The following is a 17,096-nucleotide window of genomic DNA, read 5'->3' as shown; positions in this document are numbered from 1 at the left end:
AATCAGTAATTCGGCTTTTCCGCCGAGTCGTCATAGCGCTTGATCGCGTCGACGATGATCGCCTTGGCTTCGGCGGCATTGCCCCACCCGTCGACCTTCACCCACTTGCCCTTCTCGAGATCCTTGTAGTGCTCGAAGAAGTGGCCGATGCGGTCGAGCCAGTGCTGGGACACCTGCTCGATGTCCTCGATGTGCTGGTAGCCGTTGAATACCTTGGTGACCGGTACGGCCAGGATCTTCTCGTCCGAACCCGCTTCGTCGGTCATCTTCAGCACCGCGACCGGGCGGCAGCGGATCACCGAGCCCGGCACCAGGGTCAGCGGCAGGATGACCAGTACGTCGGCCGGGTCGCCGTCGCCGCAGACCGTGTGCGGGACGTAGCCGTAGTTGCACGGGTAGCGCATCGGCGTCGACAGGATGCGGTCGACGAAGATCGCGCCGGTTTCCTTGTCGACTTCGTACTTGACCGGTTCCGAGTCCTTCGGGATCTCGATGATGACGTTGATCTCGTCCGGCGGATTCTTGCCGGTGGGAACGAGGTCCAGACCCATGACGATGTGCTCCAGATAGCGATGCGCCCGCCGGTCGGCGGGCGCGGGCTGCGGATTTTAGCGGTCTCCGTGCTGCGCTGCAGCAGCCGGTGCGGGGCGGGTTGAGACCCCGACGGGCCGGCCCCGCCGCTCCCCGGAACGACGAAGGGCGACCCGAGGGCCGCCCTTCGCCTTGGAACCTGACCGGCCGGATCAGCTGCCGAGCAGCGGCACCAGCAACAGCGCGACGATGTTGATGATCTTGATCAGCGGGTTGATCGCCGGGCCCGCGGTGTCCTTGTAGGGATCGCCGACGGTGTCACCGGTGACGGCCGCCTTGTGCGCTTCGGAGCCCTTGCCGCCGAAGTGGCCGTCCTCGATGTACTTCTTCGCGTTGTCCCAGGCGCCGCCGCCGGTGGTCATCGAGATCGCCACGAACAGGCCGGTGACAATGGTGCCGATCAACACGCCGCCGAGTGCCTTCGGCCCGAGCAGCAGGCCGACCACGACCGGCACGGCGACCGGCAGCAGCGACGGCAGGATCATTTCCTTGATCGCCGACTTGGTCAGCATGTCGACCGCCTTGTCGTACTGCGGCTTGCCGGTGCCCTGCATGATCCCGGGGATATCGCGGAACTGACGGCGCACTTCTTCGACCACCGCGCCCGCGGCACGGCCCACCGCTTCCATCGCCATCGCGCCGAACAGGTACGGGATCAGGCCGCCGATGAGCAGACCGATGATCACGTAGTGGTCGGAGAGATCGAACGTGATCGGCATCGCCGCCACGCCCGCCGCCGCGGCCTTCGCCGCGTTGGCGACGTCGAGGTTGTGCGTGTAGTCGGCGAACAGCACCAGCGAGGCGAGCGCGGCCGAGCCGATCGCATAGCCCTTGGTGACCGCCTTCGTGGTGTTGCCCACCGCATCGAGCGGATCGGTGACCGCGCGCACTTCCGGCGGAAGCTCGCTCATCTCGGCGATACCGCCGGCGTTGTCGGTGATGGGACCGTACGCGTCGAGCGCGACGATCATCCCCGCCATCGACAGCATCGACGTGGCTGCGATCGCGATGCCGTACAGCCCACCCAGCGCGTAAGCACCCCAGATCGCGAGGCACACCGCCACCACCGGCATCGCCGTCGACTTCATCGACACCCCGAGCCCCGCGATGATGTTGGTGCCGTGGCCGGTGGTCGACGCCTGCGCGACGTGGCGTACCGGCTTGTACTGCGTGCCGGTGTAGTACTCGGTGATCCAGACGATCGCGCCGGTGAGCGCGAGGCCGATCAGCGCGCAGTAGTACAGGCTCATCGCGCCGTACTTCGAGTCGCCCATCAACTGCTGCGTGACGAAGAAGAACGCGATCGCGGCGAGCACCGCCGACACGATCACGCCGCGATACAGCGCCCCCATGATCGACCCGCCGCTGCCGACCTTCACCACCATCGTGCCGAAGATCGACGCGATGATCGACACGCCGCCGAGCACCAGCGGATACAGCACCGCGTGCGCACCGGCTTCTGCGGAGACGAGACCACCGAGCAGCATCGTGGCGATGATCGTCACCGCGTAGGTCTCGAACAGGTCGGCTGCCATGCCCGCGCAGTCGCCCACGTTGTCACCGACGTTGTCGGCGATCACGGCCGGGTTGCGCGGGTCGTCTTCCGGAATGCCGGCTTCGACCTTGCCGACGAGATCCGCGCCGACGTCCGCACCCTTGGTGAAGATGCCGCCGCCGAGACGCGCGAAGATCGAGATCAGCGACGAGCCGAAGGCGAGACCGACCAGCGCGTGCAGCGCCTGCTCCTCGCTGTAGCCCATGTGGAAGTGCAGGATCGCGAAGTAGCCGGCGACGCCGAGCAGGCCAAGGCCCACCACCAGCATGCCGGTGATCGCGCCGCCCTTGAACGCGACGTTCATCGCCGGGCCCATGCCCCGGCGTGCCGCTTCGGCGGTGCGCACGTTCGCGCGCACCGACACGTTCATGCCGATGTAGCCCGCCGCCCCGGAAAGCACGGCGCCGATGAGGAAGCCGATCGCACTCGGCCACGACAGGAAGAAACCGATCAGTGCGAACAGCACCACACCCGCGATCGCGATCGTCGAATACTGGCGGTTGAGATACGCCCGTGCGCCTTCCTGGATCGCGCCGGCGATCTCCTGCATGCGTTCGTTGCCGGCGGGTTGCGCGGTGATCCAGCGCGCGGAGATGACCCCGTAAAGGATCGCGATTACGGCGCAGACCAGCGCCAGGACAAGACCGTACTGCTCCAGCATGAACCCCCTCCCCAAACCAGAAAAGTGGACATCGGACAACGGTGTTTGAAGCCCTTGGCGGCCTCGACCGCGCGGACTGCCGGACTATGGCACAGGGATTGCGACAACGAATGTTGCGCTGCGTGATCGCGGCGCGCGGAACGCACGGCGAGCGGCCGCGGCGTCAGGTGAAAGCGCGGTTCAGTGCCGACGTGCGAGGCTCGCCGCCAATCGACCGGAGACCCGATCCATGCGCGTTGCCGTCCTTGCTTCCAGCCTCGCGCTCGCCGCGGGCTTCGCGTCCGCCGCGACGCCCGAAGTCCAGCGTCCTGTCGGCGCACCCCAGGCCAACGGCGTCACCCATCTCGCGCGCGGCATACCCGAGGCCTGCGCGTGGCTGGAAGGCACGTTCACCGGCGACCCCGCGTTGCCTTACAAATTCGCGCCGGTGCGTAGCAGCCCGACGTGCCAGGCACGCGCGCGTCTCCTGAATCCTGAAAAGGCCAAGCCAAGCGAAGCCACGGGCTGGAAGCTCAACGACATCGTGCGCATTCCGTCGAAGGACTGCCCCGGCCTGCAGGCGGTGATCACGGTCTGGCGCCTGCCGGTCGACGAGAAGTCGTTGAAGCTCGACGCGCAGGGCCGCGCGCGGCTGTATCTGCAGGATGCCAAGGCGAGCGCCGGCAAAGCGCCAATGGCGGCGTATACCGCGACCGTCGCGACGGAAGGCAAGCCCTGCGGCGGCTGACCGCATCCCGGGTGCTGCAATGGAAACGGGCCGCATATGCGGCCCGTTTTTCGTTGCGTCGCAGCGCGAATCATTCGGACCGCTTGAGCTTCGCGGACACCGCGAGGAACGCCGCCTCGTCGGACGGTGCGATGTTGGGGCGGCCTGCGAGGAACCCCATCGAGATCGTCGCCTTCACGTAGTACGTCTCACCCGGCTCGACTTCCATCGTCAGGATGTCCTTGGTCTCGCCGTGCACGTTGTACTCGTGCTTGCCCGGCTCGACGACCGCGACGAAATAGTTGCCGCTACGCAGCTTGCCCAACTCCGTTTCGCCCTCGCGCACCTTGAAGCCGATCGCGCCGCCGGCGAACTTCGACTCGCGGAAGAAGACGATCTGACCCTTGTCGGCGGGCGCAGCGCTGATGAGCGTGTTCGCCGGCGCGGCAACAGGCGCAGCGGGTGCGGTCGGGGCATCGTCGGCGAGCGCCACGATCGGCGACATCAGGACGAGCGAGAGAGCGAGGCGAGCGAACTTCGACATGGATTACTCCTGGGTGGATGGTGCTGCGGATGCGGCCGTCGGCGACGCCGCGGCTGCAGTCGATTCGGATGCGGGTGATGCGAGCAGCGCGGCGTCGATCGCGCCCGCGAGCTTGGCCGGCGCGCGCGTCCCGCTTTCGACGATCATTTCGCCGCCGTGAATGAACTCGGCGAACACGCCGACGGCGACCGCAGTCGCGAGCGCAGCGCCGGTGTGGTCCTTGCCGGCCGCGCCGAGCTTCAGTCCGCGCAGCGGGATGCGGTGGCCATTGAATTCGAGATAACGCGCAGCCAGCAGCAGCTCACCCGGCTGTCCGCCACCACGCGCCTTCGCGGCGTGGATGATCTCGCCCTGGCCGGGCGTGCCCGCGGGCACCAGCTCGAAGCCATTCACGACGATCGGCTCGGCGAGGCGGATCGCGAACGTCGCGCCCGGTTTGTCCTCATCGGAGACGAGCCGCTGCGCGATCTCGACCATGACCGGCGTTCCCACCGGCGCGCAATTACACGGCACTGGCGCGGTCGCATGTACTTCGCTCCGTGTAGCTGCGGGCGCGACAGCGTCAGTCGCGCTAGCAGGTACTTGAGCGGGTGCAGTCGGATCCGCTGCGTGCACGACCATTGGCATCGACGTCGCGATCAGAATCAGCGACGCGCCAACGCACGCGCGCACCGGGGCGCGCGCAACTTCGAAAGACATCGATTTCCCCTGTTGCCGACACCTCCGCTCCCCAGCGGACCCCCAACGTCGGCGCGGCGAGTGTCCGCGAGTCCAAGCGGCCGTGCAAGCCCTCAGATGGAGAACGCGGTCAGCTTGCGGTCGACCATCTGCGCATCGATGCGCACGTACTTGGGTATGCCGTCGCGCCCATACGGCGGCGGCGCTTCGCCACGAATCAAAGGCTCGAGATAGCGACGCGCCGCATCGGTGATGCCGTAGCCGTCGTCGCGAATGAAATCCGCCGGCATCGTGCGCTCGTGATTTGCGATATCGGCGAGCTGCGCGGGCTCGATCGTCCAGCGGTACGGGCGATCCTTCATGCGCTTGATCACCGGCATCACCGCATTGCGGCCTTTCACCGCGTATTCGACGGCTTCGCGACCGACGGCGAGTGCCTGCTTGAGATCGGTTTCCGACGCGAGATGTCGCGCCGAACGCTGCAGATAATCGGGCAGCGTCCAGTGCACCTTGTAGCCGAGCGAATCCTTGACGCGCGCGGCGAGCAGCGACGCGACGCCACCGAGCTGCGTGTGCCCGAACGCGTCCTTGCCGGCGCCGGCATCGGCGACGAACGTGCCGTCGGCCGTGCGAATGCCTTCGCTCGCGACGACCACGCAATAGCCGACGCGTTCGACGACCTCGCGCACCTTCGCCAGGAACGCCGTTTCATCGTAGGCGCGCTCGGGGAACAGGATGATGTGCGGCGCGTCATCCGCGCCGTGCCCGGCGAGTCCACCCGCCGCCGCAAGCCAGCCGGCGTGGCGCCCCATCGCTTCGTACACGAACACCTTGGTCGACGTATCCGCCATCGCGGCGACGTCGAGCGCCGCCTCGCGCACCGATACCGCGGTGAACTTCGCGGCCGAGCCGAAGCCCGGGCAGGTGTCCGTCACCGCAAGGTCGTTGTCGACCGTCTTCGGAACGCCGACACAGGTCAGCGGATAGCCGAACTCGGCGGCGAGCTGTGACACCTTGAGCGCGGTATCCGCCGAGTCGTTGCCGCCGTTGTAGAGGAAGTAGCGGACGTCGTGCGCCTTGAAGACCTCGATCAGGCGCTCGTATCTGGCGCGGTCGGCGTCGAGCGACTTGAGCTTGTAGCGGCAGGAGCCGAACGCGCCGCCCGGCGTATGCGCCAGCGCCTTCACGGTGGAGGCGGGCAGGGGCGTCGTGTCGATCAGTTCCTCGCGCAGCACGCCGAGGATGCCGTTGCGGCCGGCGAGCACCCGCAGTCCGTGGCGGCGACCGGCCTGGATGACAGCCGAAGCGGTGGCGTTGATGACGGCGGTGACGCCGCCCGACTGGGCGTAGAGCAGGGTTCCGGCGGCCATAGGAGTCGAGGATTCGGGACGGTATGCGGTAAGCTGCCGCCATCATGCCGGTAACGGCGTCGGGCCGCGCAGAGCGGCCGCGAACGTGCCGAAAGATCCATCAGGAGCGACGAATGCGATTGGTACTTCTGGGAGCCCCGGGCTCGGGCAAGGGCACGCAGGCCACGCGGCTCAGGGAGCACCTGCAGGTACCGCACATTTCGACGGGCGACCTCCTGCGCGCCGAAGTCGCCGCCGGCAGCCCGCTCGGTCTCGAAGCCAAGGAGATCATGGCGCGCGGCGAGCTCGTCAGCGACGCCATCCTGCTCGGCATGCTGGAAGACCGTTTCTCGCGTCCCGATACCCGCAACGGCTTCATCCTCGACGGCTACCCGCGCAACCTGGCGCAGGCCGACGCGATGGGTACGCTGCTCGAGCGCATCGGCCAGCCGATGGACCACGCGGTATTTCTCGACGTGCCGACCGAACTGCTGGTCGAGCGCATCGCCGGCCGCGCCAAGGCCGAAGGCCGCGCCGACGACACGCCCGAGTCGGTGCGCAAGCGCCTGCAGATCTACAACGACTCGACCGCGCCGGTCGTCGAGTACTACCGCCAGCACGGCCAGCTCAAGGTCGTCGATGGCGTGGGCTCGCTCGACGACGTGTTCAACCGCATCGTCGAAACGATCGCGCCGGTCAAAGAGGTCGGCTGATTCATCGCGGCGCCCGCGGCGCCGCGTCCATCGACACCGCATCGACGGCGCGGCGATCCGCCACGGAGCAGGATTCACGCCCGTAGCACTCCGGAGCGTCCGATTTTGAAACTCCACATCCTCGGCATCGCGGGCACCTTCATGGGCGGCGTCGCCGCGCTCGCCCGCGAGCTCGGCCACGACGTGCAGGGCACCGACCAGGCGATCTATCCGCCGATGTCGACGCAGCTCGAGCAGCTCGGCATCCAGCTCGCGCAGGGCTATTCGCCGGAATGGATCGACGCCGACTGCGACCAGGTCGTCGTCGGCAACGCCCTTTCGCGTGGCAACCCGGCGGTCGAGCACGTGCTCGATGCGCAGATGGACTACACGTCGGGCGCGCAGTGGCTCGCCGAGAACGTGCTGCCGGGTCGCGAGACACTCGCCGTCGCCGGCACGCACGGCAAGACCACCACGACGACGATCCTCTCGTTCCTGCTCGAAGCCGCGCACCGCGATCCGGGTTTCCTGATCGGTGGCGTCGCCGAGGATTTCGGCGTGTCCGCGCGCCTCGGCACCGGCAAGGAATTCGTCGTCGAAGCGGACGAGTACGACACCGCGTTCTTCGACAAGCGCAGCAAGTTCGTGCACTACCGGCCGACGGTCGCGATCCTCAACAACCTCGAGTTCGACCACGCCGACATCTTCCCGGACGTGCAGGCGATCCAGCGCCAGTTCCACCACCTCGTGCGCACGGTGCCGCGCCGCGGCCGCCTGATCGTCAACGGTGAGGACGCGCGCATCGCCGAAGTGCTGGAGATGGGCTACTGGACGCCGGTCGAGACGTTCGGCCTCGCCGATGCCGACGTCAACGCCAAACCATTTGACTGGACCGCGCGCCTGACCCAGCCCGACGGCTCGAAGTTCGTCGTGCTGCATAAGGGCAAGGAGCAGGGCGAGGTGATGTGGTCGCTGCTCGGCCGCCACAACGTGATGAACGCGCTGGCGGCACTCGCGGCGGTGCATGCGGTCGGCGTGGAGCCGCGCAAGGTGATCCCGGCGCTCGCGGCGTTCAAGAGCGTCAAGCGGCGCATGGAAGTGGTCGGTGTCGTCGGCGACGTCGCCGTGTATGACGACTTCGCGCACCACCCCACTGCGATCGAAACCACGCTCGAAGGCCTGCGCAGCAGGGTCGGGGACGCACGCATCGCGGTCGCGATGGAACCGCGCAGCAATTCGATGCGCCTCGGCGCGCACTCGGAGGCGCTCGCGCCGTCGCTGGCGCAGGCCGATGTCGTGGTGTTCCTGCATCGCCCGGAGCTGCCGTGGGATGCGACGAAGGTCGTCGGCGCCCTGCGCGGCGACGGCATGACCGTGGCCGACGTCGACACGCTGATGCGTGAGCTGCACGGCCGCGTGCATCCCGGCGACCACGTGGTCTTCATGTCGAACGGCGGTTTCGACGGCGCACCGCGTCGCTTCGTCGAACTGCTGCGCGCGGAAGGCGTTAAGCCGGCGGGTTGATCGACACGGCGCGCGTCGCTCGACGTCGCGCAGGAACCCGTTCCGATCTCAACGCGATGCGTGGACGCGCATCACCGTCGTGCCGTGTGCCGTCGTGGCCTGCACCGCCGGCAGGCTTTGCAGCGCATCGAATGCAGGCGCTGCGTCCGGTGCGACGAAGGGCTGCGGGCGCCACAGCGCGAGCACATCGAACGGCCGCGTGAGCACCAGCCTTTGCGCGCTGCCGATCCACAGCGGCGTGCCATCACTGAGGCGCGCCGGCGCGGGCCAGAGGCGCAGCACGAAACGTTCGTCGAAACGCGTGCCGTCGTGCACGAGCAGCAGCGTTTCCGCGCGCGCATTGAAACTGGCCGGCAGCACGGGCTGGCGCTGCGCGGGCGTGTCGTCGTCGAGCAGGCCGAGCACGGCTTTCCAGTCCGCCTGCGGCTGCACGCGCCATCCGCGCGCCTCGAATGCGCGCCGCACGGCGCCGATGTCGCCCGCCACCTGCACGTTGAGCGGTGATCCGCCGTGGCGCATGTCGGCGTCGCGCACATCGGGCAGCAGTCGCCAATCGTGCGCCCACCAGTCTTGCGTCCGGAGCACCCGTGGTGGATCCGGCGGCGTGAAGCGCGCGAGCAACGGCGACGACGCGCGCGGCGTATGCCACAGCGCTCCGATCAGCAGCACGACGTAGAACAGCGTCGCCAGCGGGCGCATCCAGAACGAGCGCGTGATATGGCGTCGATACGCGAGGCCCAGCACGAGCAGCCAGATGATGCCGAATACCGTGCCGCCGACGACATCGCTGGTCCAGTGCGCACCGAGGTAGATGCGCGCAACGCCAACCACCGTCGTCAGCACGCCAGCGAGCAGGTAGGGCCACACGCGCTGGCGACCGGGTAGTTCACGCGCGATCAGCACCGCGAAGAAGCCGAGCACGACCGTCACCATCGTCACCGCACCCGAGGGAAAGCCGAAACCGGGTGGCGCGGTGGGCGGACGCGGCATCTCGACGACGGCCTGCAGCATCGCGGTGAGCGCGAGGCCGAACACGACCGCCGCGAGCCAGTGCGCCGCCGCCATCCACCGGCGTCGCCATGCGAGATAGAGCAGTGCGACCGCCGACGCCGGGCCCAGCACTTCGGCGTCACCGAGGCTCGCGAGCGCGGCCATGAGGTGGTCGGCCAGCGGATTGCGCAACGCCATCATGATGTCGTGCACGCGGTAGTCGATGCCGAGCGGTCCGCCGTTCGCCACCAGCAGTGCGATCAGCGAGAACCACACGCAGCTGATCGCGAGCAGGCAGACCGCGAGCACCGCGAGCGACGGCGCTTCCGGCCGATTCGGATCGACCAGCGCGACGGCGTATCGCCCCAGGAACGGATGCCGTCGCGACCAGCGCAGCAGGCGCGCGAGCAGCGAATCCGCGTGGCCCGCAAACCAGCGCCACGTGTACAGCACCACCGCCCAGGCGACGGCGATCGCAACCAGCAGGCCGCCGAGCACCAGCGCGAGTCGATCCGCGACCGCCTCGACCGCCTCGTACGACGCGCCCAGCACCCAGCCCGGCGCGAGGAACGCAACGGCCCAGCCCGCGCACGCGACCGCGCTCGGCACGAGATAGCGCAGCGTCGGCACGTGCAGCATGCCGGCGATCGCGGGCACGAACGGCCGCACCGCCCCGACGAAGCGAGCGATGAAGATGCTCTTGGTGCCGTGCTTGCGGAACATGCCTTCTCCGCGCTCCAGCCACTGCGGCCAGCGCGCGAACGGCCCCCGCGTGCGCAGCTGCGGGCCGAAGCGGCGTCCGATCCAGTAGCTCATGCCATCGCCGATGAACGCGCCCAGCGCGGCGCTCGCGACGGCGTACGGCCCGTTGACATGGCCCAGCCCGATCAGCGTGCCGACCGCGAACAGCAGCGGCATCGCCGGCACCACGATGCCGAGCACGATGACCGCATCGCAGAACGCGACGAGGAAAATCAACGCGCCGGCAGCGAGCGGGTGCGCGCTGATCCAGGCGGTGGCAGAGTCGAGCCAGGTGGATGTCATCGCGCCGATTATCCCCAGCGGCCGCAACAGCGGAAGCGGCTGCGACGCGGCGGCCCGTACACTTCGCAGGATGGATTCAGCACCGACCGCCGTCGCGCCCGTCGAAATCGCCGCGCTCAAAGCCGACAGCTTCGGCCGTATCGCGTTGATGCGCGACGCCCAAGGCGTGTTCGTGCGTCGCGACCTCGCGCACGTGCCGCTGTGGTTGCGCCTGCCCGCATGGTGGCTGGCGCGACGCGAAGCGCGGGGGCTCGAGGCGGTGCGCGGGCTCGACGCGGTACCGCAGCTGCTGCGCTGGGACGGTCGACGCCTCGACCGCAGCTACATGAGCGGTGCCGCGATGTATCAGCGGCCGCCGCACGGCGACGTCGCCTATTTCCACGCGGCGCGCAGGCTGCTGCAGCAGCTTCACCGTCGCGACCTCGCGCACAACGACCTCGCCAAGGAAGCGAACTGGCTGGTGCTCGACGATGGCTCACCCGCGATCATCGACTTCCAGCTCGCCAGTCGCGGCCATGCGCGCTCGCCGTGGATGCGCCTGCTCGCGCGCGAGGACCTGCGTCACCTGCTCAAGCACAAGCGCACGTACTGTCCGCATGCGTTGACGCCGATCGAGCGCCGCGTGCTCAAGCGTCGCTCGTGGGTGCGCGAGTTCTGGTTCGCGACCGGCAAGCACGGCTACCGCTTCATCACCCGGCGCGTCCTGCGCTGGGAAGACAACGAAGGCCAGGGCCCGAAGCCCTGATCACCGCACGGACGATCCGATGACCACTCTTTCCGGCAAGACTGTCTTCATTACGGGTGCCTCGCGCGGCATCGGGCGTGCGATCGCGCTGCGCGCGGCGGCGGACGGCGCGAACGTTGCCATTGTCGCGAAGTCGGGTGTTCCGAATCCCAAGCTTCCCGGCACGATCCACAGCGTCGCCGAAGAGGTGGCGAAAGCCGGCGGTCAGCCGCTCGCGCTCCAGTGCGACATCCGCGAGGAAGACGAAGTGCGCGCCGCGGTAGCGGCGACGGCCGATGCGTTCGGCGGTATCGACGTCCTCATCAACAACGCCAGCGCGATCTGGCTGCGCGGCACGCTCGAGACGCCGATGAAGCGTTTCGACCTGATGCAGCAGGTGAATGCACGCGGCACCTTCCTCGTCACCCAGGCCTGTCTGCCCTATCTGCTGCAGTCGCCGGATCCCCACGTGCTGACACTCGCGCCGCCGCCGACGCTCGATCTGAAGTGGTGGGCGCCGCACACGGGCTACACGCTGGCGAAGATGGGCATGAGCTTCGTGACGATGGGCTTGGCCGCCGAGTTCCGCGAGCAGGGCGTGGCGATCAACGCGCTGTGGCCGAAGACGGTGATCGCGACGGACGCGATCAACATGATTCCCGGCGTCGACGTGACGATGTGCCGTCGCCCCGAGATCGTCGCCGACGCCGCGCAGGCGATCCTGACGCGCCCCGCGCGCGAAGTCACCGGCCGCTTCTTCATCGACGAAGACGTGCTGCGCGAGGCCGGCGTCACCGATTTCGCACGCTACGCGGTCGATCCTTCCAAGCCGCTGCTGCCCGACCTGTTCCTCTGAGGTGACCCGATGAAGTACCTCCACGCCATGGTCCGCGTCCGTGATCTCGACGCGTCACTGCGCTTCTGGTGCGACGGTCTCGGCCTGCGCGAGAACCGCCGCCGCGACTACCCGCAGGGCCGCTTCACGCTGGTCTATCTCGGTGCGCCGGAGAACCCGGAGTCGGAAATCGAACTCACCTGGAACTACGACGGCGAGGACTACGGCACGGCGCGCAACTTCGGCCATCTCGCGTTTGCGGTGGACGACATCTACGCCAAGTGCGAGCACCTGCTGTCGATGGGCTACACGATCAACCGCCCGCCGCGCGACGGCCACATGGCATTCGTGCGCTCGCCGGACCTGATCTCGGTGGAGCTGCTGCAGAAGGGCACACCGCTCGCGCCGCAGGAGCCGTGGCAGTCGATGGCGAATACCGGCGTCTGGTGACGCTGCGGAGCGGTGCGGATCGCGCGCCCGGCTGACGCGGTTCGCAATGCAGCGTTCGACGGAACGCGTCGCACGTCGCGTCCGGCCGCTGGTGAATGCCCGACAATAGCGTCGCGCCGCACCGGCGCCTGCCCGCCACTCCGATGTCCGACTCCACCTCGCTTCTCGGCCTCGCCGACCGCTACTACGTCCCCGTCTACCGCCCGCGCCGCATCGTGCTCGACCACGGGCGCGGCGCGCGCGTCTGGGATCGCGAAGGCCGCGAGTATGTCGACTTCGGTGCCGGCATCGCCGTCAACGCCCTGGGTCATGCGCATCCGCCGCTGATCGAAGCGCTCACCGCGCAGGCCGGCAAGCTCTGGCACACCAGCAACGTCTTCGTGTCCGAGCCGCCGCTGCGCCTGGCGGAAGCGCTGGTCGAAGCCTCGGGCTTCGCCGAGCGCGTCTTCCTCTGCAATTCCGGCGCAGAAGCGAATGAAGCCGCGATCAAGCTCGCGCGTCGCTGGGCGACCGCGCAGGGCCGCGAGCCGTCGCGCCGCACGATCCTCACGTTCGAAGGCAGTTTCCACGGCCGGACGCTGACCACCGTCACCGCGACCGCGCAGCCCAAGTACCAGGAAGGTTTCGAGCCGCTGCCGCCGGGCTTCCGCTACGCGAAGTTCAACGATGTCGACGGCGCACGCGCCGCGATGGCCGCGGGCGACGTCTGCGCGGTGCTCGTCGAGCCCGTGCAGGGCGAGGGCGGGGTGATGCCCGCGACGCCGGAATTCCTCAGCGCGCTGCGCGAACTCTGCGACACGCACGGCGCGCTTCTGATGTTCGACGAGATCCAGTGCGGCATGGGCCGCACGGGCAAGCTGTTCGCCTGGCAGGACTTCGGCGTGAAGCCGGACGTCGTGTCGCTGGCGAAGGCGCTGGGCAGCGGCTTTCCGATCGGCGCGATGCTTGCCGGCCCGAAAGCGGCCGAGACGCTGCAGTTCGGCGCGCACGGCACCACGTTCGGTGGCAATCCGCTCGCGGCGGCCGTCGCGCTCGCCGCGCTCAACGAGCTGTCGTCGGATGCGGTACTCGGCAACGTCGCCAAGCAGGCGGCGGTGATCCGGGGTGCGCTCGCATCGCTCGATCGCGAGCTCGGTCTGTTCGTCGACATCCGCGGTCGCGGCCTGATGATCGGCGCGCAACTGCGTCCCGAGTTCGCCGGCCGTGCCGCGGAAATCCTCGATCGCTGCGTCGACCACGGCCTGCTGTTGCTGCAGGCCGGCCCCGACGTGCTGCGCTTCGTGCCCGCGCTCAACATCAGCGATGCCGATATCGCCGACGGCTTGCGTCGCCTCGACGCCGCGCTGCGCGACTTCGTCGCTCAGCCGAAGCCGTAGGTCGCCAACACGCGTGAAAGGTCGGCGGGCGTCGCGACATGCGCCGCCTGCAGCCCCGCGCGACGCGCACCCTCGACGTTCGCGATGGCGTCGTCGAGGAACAGCGTCGACGACGGCGCATGGCCGAGCGAGCGCACCGCTTCGAGGTAGACGGCCGCGTCCGGTTTGCGCGCGCCAAGCCGCGCGCTGCACAAGACGTGTTCGCCGAACGCGCTCGCAATGGACGGCGCGATACGGGGCAGCAGATCGACCAGCAGTCCGCCGTTGTTGGTGAGTACGGCGACATCGGCGCGCCGCCGCACGTTCGCAACGAGCTTCGGCAGCCCGGCGTCGACGTGCATCGCGGTGCGTCGTGCATCAGCCCACTGCGTGCGATCGACGTTGCGGTCCAGCGAACGGCCGAGCTCGGCGAGGTACGTGTCAGCGTCGACCTCGCCCGCGTCGAAGCGATCCTCGAGCCCGCTGTGGAACAGGCCCGACCACACGGCATCGAGCGACACGTCGAGTTGGTCCGCCAGGCGCGCCACGCGCGCACCGCGGTCGTACGCGGCGAGCACGCCGTCGAGGTCGAACAGCACCAGCGACGGCGTGTTCGTCGTCACAGCGTCGCGAACGCCTCGCGCGCGGCGGCGATCGTATGGGCGATCTCGGCGTCACCGTGCGCGCTGGACATGAAGCCCGCTTCGAACGCCGACGGCGCGAGGTAGACGCCACGTTCGAGCATCGCGTGGAAGAAGCGGTTGAAGCGCGCAGTGTCGGAAGCCTTCGCATCCTCGAACGTTTCGACCGGCCCTCCGCGGAAATACAGGCCGAACATGCCCGGCGCGCGCGTGGTGTGGAACGCGATGCCGGCGTCACGCGCGGCCGCTTCCAGTCCGTCGCACAGCGCATGCGTGCTGCGCCCGAGCGCATCGTGGAAACCGGGCGCTTCGATCAGCTCGAGCGTCGCGAGACCCGCGGCCATCGCGACCGGATTGCCGCTCAACGTGCCCGCCTGATAGATCGGACCGGCCGGCGCGATCTGTTGCATCAGATCGCGACGTCCACCGTACGCGCCCACGGGCATGCCGCCGCCGATGATCTTTCCGAACGTCGAAAGATCCGGCGTGATGCCATAGCGCTGCTGCGCGCCGCCGAGCGCAACGCGGAATCCCGTCATGACCTCGTCGAAGATCAGCAGCGCGCCGTGCTGGGTGCACAGCTGACGCAGGTGCTGCAGGTAGCCGTCGCGCGGCAGGATGCAGTTCGCGTTGCCGACGATGGGTTCGATGATGAGTGCGGCGATGTCGTGGCCGACCTCGGTGAACAGGGCGGTGGCGGCGTCGAAATCGTTGTAGGGAAGCGTCAGCGTGAGATCCGCGAGTGCGGACGGCACGCCCGGCGAATTCGGCAGGCCGAGCGTCATGACGCCGCTGCCCGCTTTGACCAGGAAGCTGTCGCCGTGGCCGTGGTAGCAGCCTTCGAACTTGACGATGCGCGTGCGGCCGGTGGCGCCACGCGCCAGACGGATCGCCGACAGCGTCGCCTCGGTGCCCGAGTTCACCATGCGCACCATTTCGCAGCTCGGCACGATGCGCGTGATCGCTTCGGCCATCTCGACCTCCAGCGGGTTCGGCACACCGAAGCTCAGGCCGCTGCGCATCGTGCGCTCGACGGCTTCGAGCACACGTGGATGCGCATGGCCGGCGATCATCGGCCCCCACGAACCCACGTAATCGACGTAGCGGTTGCCATCGACGTCATACAGGTAGGCGCCCTCCGCGCGCTGCGCGAAGAACGGCGTACCACCGACGGAGCGGAAGGCGCGCACGGGTGAGTTGACGCCGCCCGGGAGGAGTTCGGACGCGCGTGCGAACAGGCGCTCGGATGTGGCGTGGTTCATGTGAGGTCCTCGAAACAGTCGATGTAAGCGCGCGCGGCGGCGTAAGGGTCGGGCGAATCGAAGAGACCGCCGATCACTGCGATGAGATCGGCGCCGGCGTCGATGAGAAGAGGCGCGTTTGTAGGCGTAATGCCGCCAATTGCGCCGCGGGGAACACCGAAGTCCGCGCTATCGTGCAGCAGCTGCGGTGTCGCGCGTCGCGCATTCGGTTTGGTGCCGGAGGGAAAGAACGCGCCGAATGCGATGTAGTCGACGCCGTTGTCGACCGCCTCGCGCGCGCGATCGAGATCGTCGTAACAGGACGCACCGAGTACCGCCGCGTCGCCCATCGCGGCGCGTGCGTCGCGAAGATCGCCATCGTCGCCACCGAGATGTGCGCCGTCGGCACCGATGTCGGCCGCGAGCCGCCAGTCGTCATTGACGATCAGCGGCACACGATGCCTACGACACAGCGACTGCATCGCCAGTGCCTGTTCGCGACGAAGCGCGGCGTCGGCACTCTTGTTGCGGTACTGCAGCACCGCTGCGCCGGCCTCGAGCACGGGCACTACGCGGGCGACGAGCCGACCGGTGTCGGACTCGTCCGGCGTGATCGCGTACAGGCCGCGACGCGGCCACAGCGGCTTGATGGAGGGCATGCTTTGCGCGGAAGTGGGCGGGTGGGACAATGCAGACCCGCAATCCGCGCATTATCCGCCCATGTCGATGCCCGCCGAAAACGCCGCTCCCTTCCGCACCTGGATGTGCGTCGTCTGCGGCTTCATCTATGACGAGGCGAAGGGCCTGCCGGAAGAGGGCATCGCCCCCGGGACGCGTTGGGAGGACGTGCCGGACACGTGGACGTGCCCGGACTGCGGCGTCACCAAGGACGACTTCGAGATGACCGACGTCTGATCGTTACTTGAGCGGCGTGATCCCGGGCCCCAGTTTGAGCTCCACGCCGTTCTGCAGCTTCAGCTGCTCCGCCTGGCCGGCATTGAGCTCGAGCACGTAGCGCGCAGAGGCGGTGCTGGGGTAGGGCGGACAGGCATCGCCCAGCGTGCACGGCGGCACATCGCGCTGCTGCGAGACCAGCTTGCGGCCGGTGTCGAAATACAGGATGTCCAGCGGAATCTTGGTGTTCTTCATCCAGTACGCGAGCGGCTCTTCGCGGTCGTGCAGGAAGAGCATCCCGTGGTCAGCGGCCATTTCGTCGCGGAACATCAGCCCACGCGCCCGTGCTTCCTCGGTATCGGCGATTTCCACCGCGTAGCGCTTGCCGCCGAGTTCCACCCACGTGCCCGAGCCGGTCGCGCAGCCGCTAACCAGCAGAAGTACGAACGCCAGCATCCATCCTTTGTTCATCGTGTGCTCTCCGAAAGTGCGGACGACGTTCCGGTACGCACCCGGTGCGGTCAAGTGGCGACGAACACTTCGAAAATTTCCTCTTCCCAAACCGGAAGCGCATGTGCACAATGCGCGGCCCCGCTGACGGCAACGCATCGCAACGCGATTC

General features: G+C 68.2%; 18 protein-coding genes. 8 read left to right on the top strand and 10 right to left on the bottom strand.

The features are described from left to right. Window positions 1-2: 2 nt before the first annotated feature. Both ppa and DWG18_RS10370 read right to left on the bottom strand, forming a co-directional pair. The gene (gene ppa, locus DWG18_RS10375; protein WP_115647113.1) at window positions 3-551 is read right to left on the bottom strand and encodes an inorganic diphosphatase; all 549 of its coding nucleotides are present in this window, start codon (window positions 549-551) and stop codon (window positions 3-5) included. 192 nt (window positions 552-743) lie between these two features. After that, window positions 744-2,807, bottom strand: coding sequence for a sodium-translocating pyrophosphatase (locus DWG18_RS10370; protein ID WP_115647112.1), 2,064 nt, complete (start codon window positions 2,805-2,807; stop codon window positions 744-746). A 229-nt stretch (window positions 2,808-3,036) separates the two neighbouring features. On the opposite strand from DWG18_RS10370, the gene DWG18_RS10365 reads away from it, so the two are divergent. Then, entirely contained in the window at window positions 3,037-3,534 is a 498-nt protein-coding gene (locus DWG18_RS10365) for a hypothetical protein (protein ID WP_115647111.1), read from the top strand. A gap of 70 nt (window positions 3,535-3,604) precedes the next feature. Here the strand turns inward: DWG18_RS10365 and DWG18_RS10360 are convergent, their stop codons facing one another. The 3 genes from DWG18_RS10360 to DWG18_RS10350 all read right to left on the bottom strand — a co-directional run bounded on the left by DWG18_RS10360 (window position 3,605) and on the right by DWG18_RS10350 (window position 6,105). Beyond that, window positions 3,605-4,057, bottom strand: a complete 453-nt coding sequence (locus DWG18_RS10360) for a DUF2846 domain-containing protein (protein WP_115647110.1) — start codon at window positions 4,055-4,057, stop codon at window positions 3,605-3,607. A 3-nt stretch (window positions 4,058-4,060) separates the two neighbouring features. Continuing rightward, window positions 4,061-4,534, bottom strand: coding sequence for a hypothetical protein (locus tag DWG18_RS10355; protein ID WP_115647109.1), 474 nt, complete (start codon window positions 4,532-4,534; stop codon window positions 4,061-4,063). Between the two features lie 314 nt (window positions 4,535-4,848). Further along, the gene (locus DWG18_RS10350) at window positions 4,849-6,105 is read right to left on the bottom strand and encodes a 6-phosphofructokinase (RefSeq protein ID WP_115647108.1); all 1,257 of its coding nucleotides are present in this window, start codon (window positions 6,103-6,105) and stop codon (window positions 4,849-4,851) included. Between the two features lie 113 nt (window positions 6,106-6,218). On the opposite strand from DWG18_RS10350, the gene DWG18_RS10345 reads away from it, so the two are divergent. Both DWG18_RS10345 and mpl read left to right on the top strand, forming a co-directional pair. Then, on the top strand, window positions 6,219-6,797 hold the full coding sequence (locus DWG18_RS10345) for an adenylate kinase (RefSeq protein WP_115647107.1): 579 nt from the start codon (window positions 6,219-6,221) through the stop codon (window positions 6,795-6,797). Window positions 6,798-6,899: 102 nt separating this feature from the next. Beyond that, window positions 6,900-8,300, top strand: a complete 1,401-nt coding sequence (gene mpl / locus DWG18_RS10340) for a UDP-N-acetylmuramate:L-alanyl-gamma-D-glutamyl-meso-diaminopimelate ligase (RefSeq protein ID WP_115647106.1) — start codon at window positions 6,900-6,902, stop codon at window positions 8,298-8,300. A 48-nt stretch (window positions 8,301-8,348) separates the two neighbouring features. Here mpl and DWG18_RS10335 read toward each other — a convergent pair whose 3' ends face one another. Beyond that, entirely contained in the window at window positions 8,349-10,334 is a 1,986-nt protein-coding gene (locus DWG18_RS10335) for a bifunctional DedA family/phosphatase PAP2 family protein (protein WP_115647105.1), read from the bottom strand. 70 nt (window positions 10,335-10,404) lie between these two features. On the opposite strand from DWG18_RS10335, the gene DWG18_RS10330 reads away from it, so the two are divergent. From DWG18_RS10330 to DWG18_RS10315, 4 genes are all read left to right on the top strand, one after another. Continuing rightward, window positions 10,405-11,079 (top strand): serine/threonine protein kinase, encoded by a 675-nt coding sequence (locus tag DWG18_RS10330; protein WP_115647104.1) that lies wholly within the window; start codon window positions 10,405-10,407, stop codon window positions 11,077-11,079. Window positions 11,080-11,098: 19 nt separating this feature from the next. Further along, a complete protein-coding gene (locus DWG18_RS10325) occupies window positions 11,099-11,914 on the top strand; it encodes an NAD(P)-dependent oxidoreductase (RefSeq protein WP_115647103.1) in 816 nt (271 codons plus the stop codon). A 9-nt stretch (window positions 11,915-11,923) separates the two neighbouring features. After that, on the top strand, window positions 11,924-12,343 hold the full coding sequence (locus DWG18_RS10320; protein WP_115647102.1) for a VOC family protein: 420 nt from the start codon (window positions 11,924-11,926) through the stop codon (window positions 12,341-12,343). Window positions 12,344-12,486: 143 nt separating this feature from the next. Further along, window positions 12,487-13,719, top strand: a complete 1,233-nt coding sequence (locus DWG18_RS10315) for an acetylornithine/succinyldiaminopimelate transaminase (RefSeq protein ID WP_115648140.1) — start codon at window positions 12,487-12,489, stop codon at window positions 13,717-13,719. On the opposite strand, the gene DWG18_RS10310 is transcribed toward DWG18_RS10315, so the two are convergent. The 3 genes from DWG18_RS10310 to thiE are packed head-to-tail and all read right to left on the bottom strand — an operon-like array spanning window position 13,704 to window position 16,239. Further along, entirely contained in the window at window positions 13,704-14,321 is a 618-nt protein-coding gene (locus DWG18_RS10310) for an HAD family phosphatase (RefSeq protein WP_115647101.1), read from the bottom strand. The genes DWG18_RS10315 and DWG18_RS10310 overlap by 16 nt on opposite strands. Next, on the bottom strand, window positions 14,318-15,601 hold the full coding sequence (gene hemL, locus DWG18_RS10305; RefSeq protein ID WP_115647100.1) for a glutamate-1-semialdehyde 2,1-aminomutase: 1,284 nt from the start codon (window positions 15,599-15,601) through the stop codon (window positions 14,318-14,320). The genes DWG18_RS10310 and hemL overlap by 4 nt, the downstream gene beginning before the upstream one ends. Further along, a complete protein-coding gene (thiE, locus tag DWG18_RS10300; protein ID WP_115647099.1) occupies window positions 15,598-16,239 on the bottom strand; it encodes a thiamine phosphate synthase in 642 nt (213 codons plus the stop codon). The genes hemL and thiE overlap by 4 nt, the downstream gene beginning before the upstream one ends. A 61-nt stretch (window positions 16,240-16,300) precedes the next feature. Between thiE and DWG18_RS10295 the strand changes: the two genes are divergently transcribed. Next, the gene (locus tag DWG18_RS10295) at window positions 16,301-16,495 is read left to right on the top strand and encodes a rubredoxin (protein WP_240318511.1); all 195 of its coding nucleotides are present in this window, start codon (window positions 16,301-16,303) and stop codon (window positions 16,493-16,495) included. Between the two features lie 3 nt (window positions 16,496-16,498). Here DWG18_RS10295 and DWG18_RS10290 read toward each other — a convergent pair whose 3' ends face one another. Further along, a complete protein-coding gene (locus tag DWG18_RS10290) occupies window positions 16,499-16,945 on the bottom strand; it encodes a DUF192 domain-containing protein (RefSeq protein ID WP_115647098.1) in 447 nt (148 codons plus the stop codon). Window positions 16,946-17,096: the final 151 nt, after the last annotated feature.

Source organism: Lysobacter sp. TY2-98 (assembly GCF_003367355.1).
GTDB lineage: Bacteria > Pseudomonadota > Gammaproteobacteria > Xanthomonadales > Xanthomonadaceae > Cognatilysobacter.
The sequence above is the reverse complement of the archived record's forward strand: the minus strand, read 5'-3'. Positions and strand labels throughout refer to the sequence as shown.

What these genes read in the sequence shown, in the direction of transcription:
- ppa (WP_115647113.1), bottom strand. Translation starts at nt 551, where the DNA reads ATGGGTCTGGACCTCGTTCCCACCGGCAAGAATCCGCCGGACGAGATC.
- DWG18_RS10370 (WP_115647112.1), bottom strand. Translation starts at nt 2,807, where the DNA reads ATGCTGGAGCAGTACGGTCTTGTCCTGGCGCTGGTCTGCGCCGTAATC.
- DWG18_RS10365 (WP_115647111.1), top strand. Translation starts at nt 3,037, where the DNA reads ATGCGCGTTGCCGTCCTTGCTTCCAGCCTCGCGCTCGCCGCGGGCTTC.
- DWG18_RS10360 (WP_115647110.1), bottom strand. Translation starts at nt 4,057, where the DNA reads ATGTCGAAGTTCGCTCGCCTCGCTCTCTCGCTCGTCCTGATGTCGCCG.
- DWG18_RS10355 (WP_115647109.1), bottom strand. Translation starts at nt 4,534, where the DNA reads ATGGTCGAGATCGCGCAGCGGCTCGTCTCCGATGAGGACAAACCGGGC.
- DWG18_RS10350 (WP_115647108.1), bottom strand. Translation starts at nt 6,105, where the DNA reads ATGGCCGCCGGAACCCTGCTCTACGCCCAGTCGGGCGGCGTCACCGCC.
- DWG18_RS10345 (WP_115647107.1), top strand. Translation starts at nt 6,219, where the DNA reads ATGCGATTGGTACTTCTGGGAGCCCCGGGCTCGGGCAAGGGCACGCAG.
- DWG18_RS10335 (WP_115647105.1), bottom strand. Translation starts at nt 10,334, where the DNA reads ATGACATCCACCTGGCTCGACTCTGCCACCGCCTGGATCAGCGCGCAC.
- DWG18_RS10330 (WP_115647104.1), top strand. Translation starts at nt 10,405, where the DNA reads ATGGATTCAGCACCGACCGCCGTCGCGCCCGTCGAAATCGCCGCGCTC.
- DWG18_RS10325 (WP_115647103.1), top strand. Translation starts at nt 11,099, where the DNA reads ATGACCACTCTTTCCGGCAAGACTGTCTTCATTACGGGTGCCTCGCGC.
- DWG18_RS10320 (WP_115647102.1), top strand. Translation starts at nt 11,924, where the DNA reads ATGAAGTACCTCCACGCCATGGTCCGCGTCCGTGATCTCGACGCGTCA.
- DWG18_RS10315 (WP_115648140.1), top strand. Translation starts at nt 12,487, where the DNA reads ATGTCCGACTCCACCTCGCTTCTCGGCCTCGCCGACCGCTACTACGTC.
- hemL (WP_115647100.1), bottom strand. Translation starts at nt 15,601, where the DNA reads ATGAACCACGCCACATCCGAGCGCCTGTTCGCACGCGCGTCCGAACTC.
- thiE (WP_115647099.1), bottom strand. Translation starts at nt 16,239, where the DNA reads ATGCCCTCCATCAAGCCGCTGTGGCCGCGTCGCGGCCTGTACGCGATC.
- DWG18_RS10295 (WP_240318511.1), top strand. Translation starts at nt 16,301, where the DNA reads ATGTCGATGCCCGCCGAAAACGCCGCTCCCTTCCGCACCTGGATGTGC.
- DWG18_RS10290 (WP_115647098.1), bottom strand. Translation starts at nt 16,945, where the DNA reads ATGAACAAAGGATGGATGCTGGCGTTCGTACTTCTGCTGGTTAGCGGC.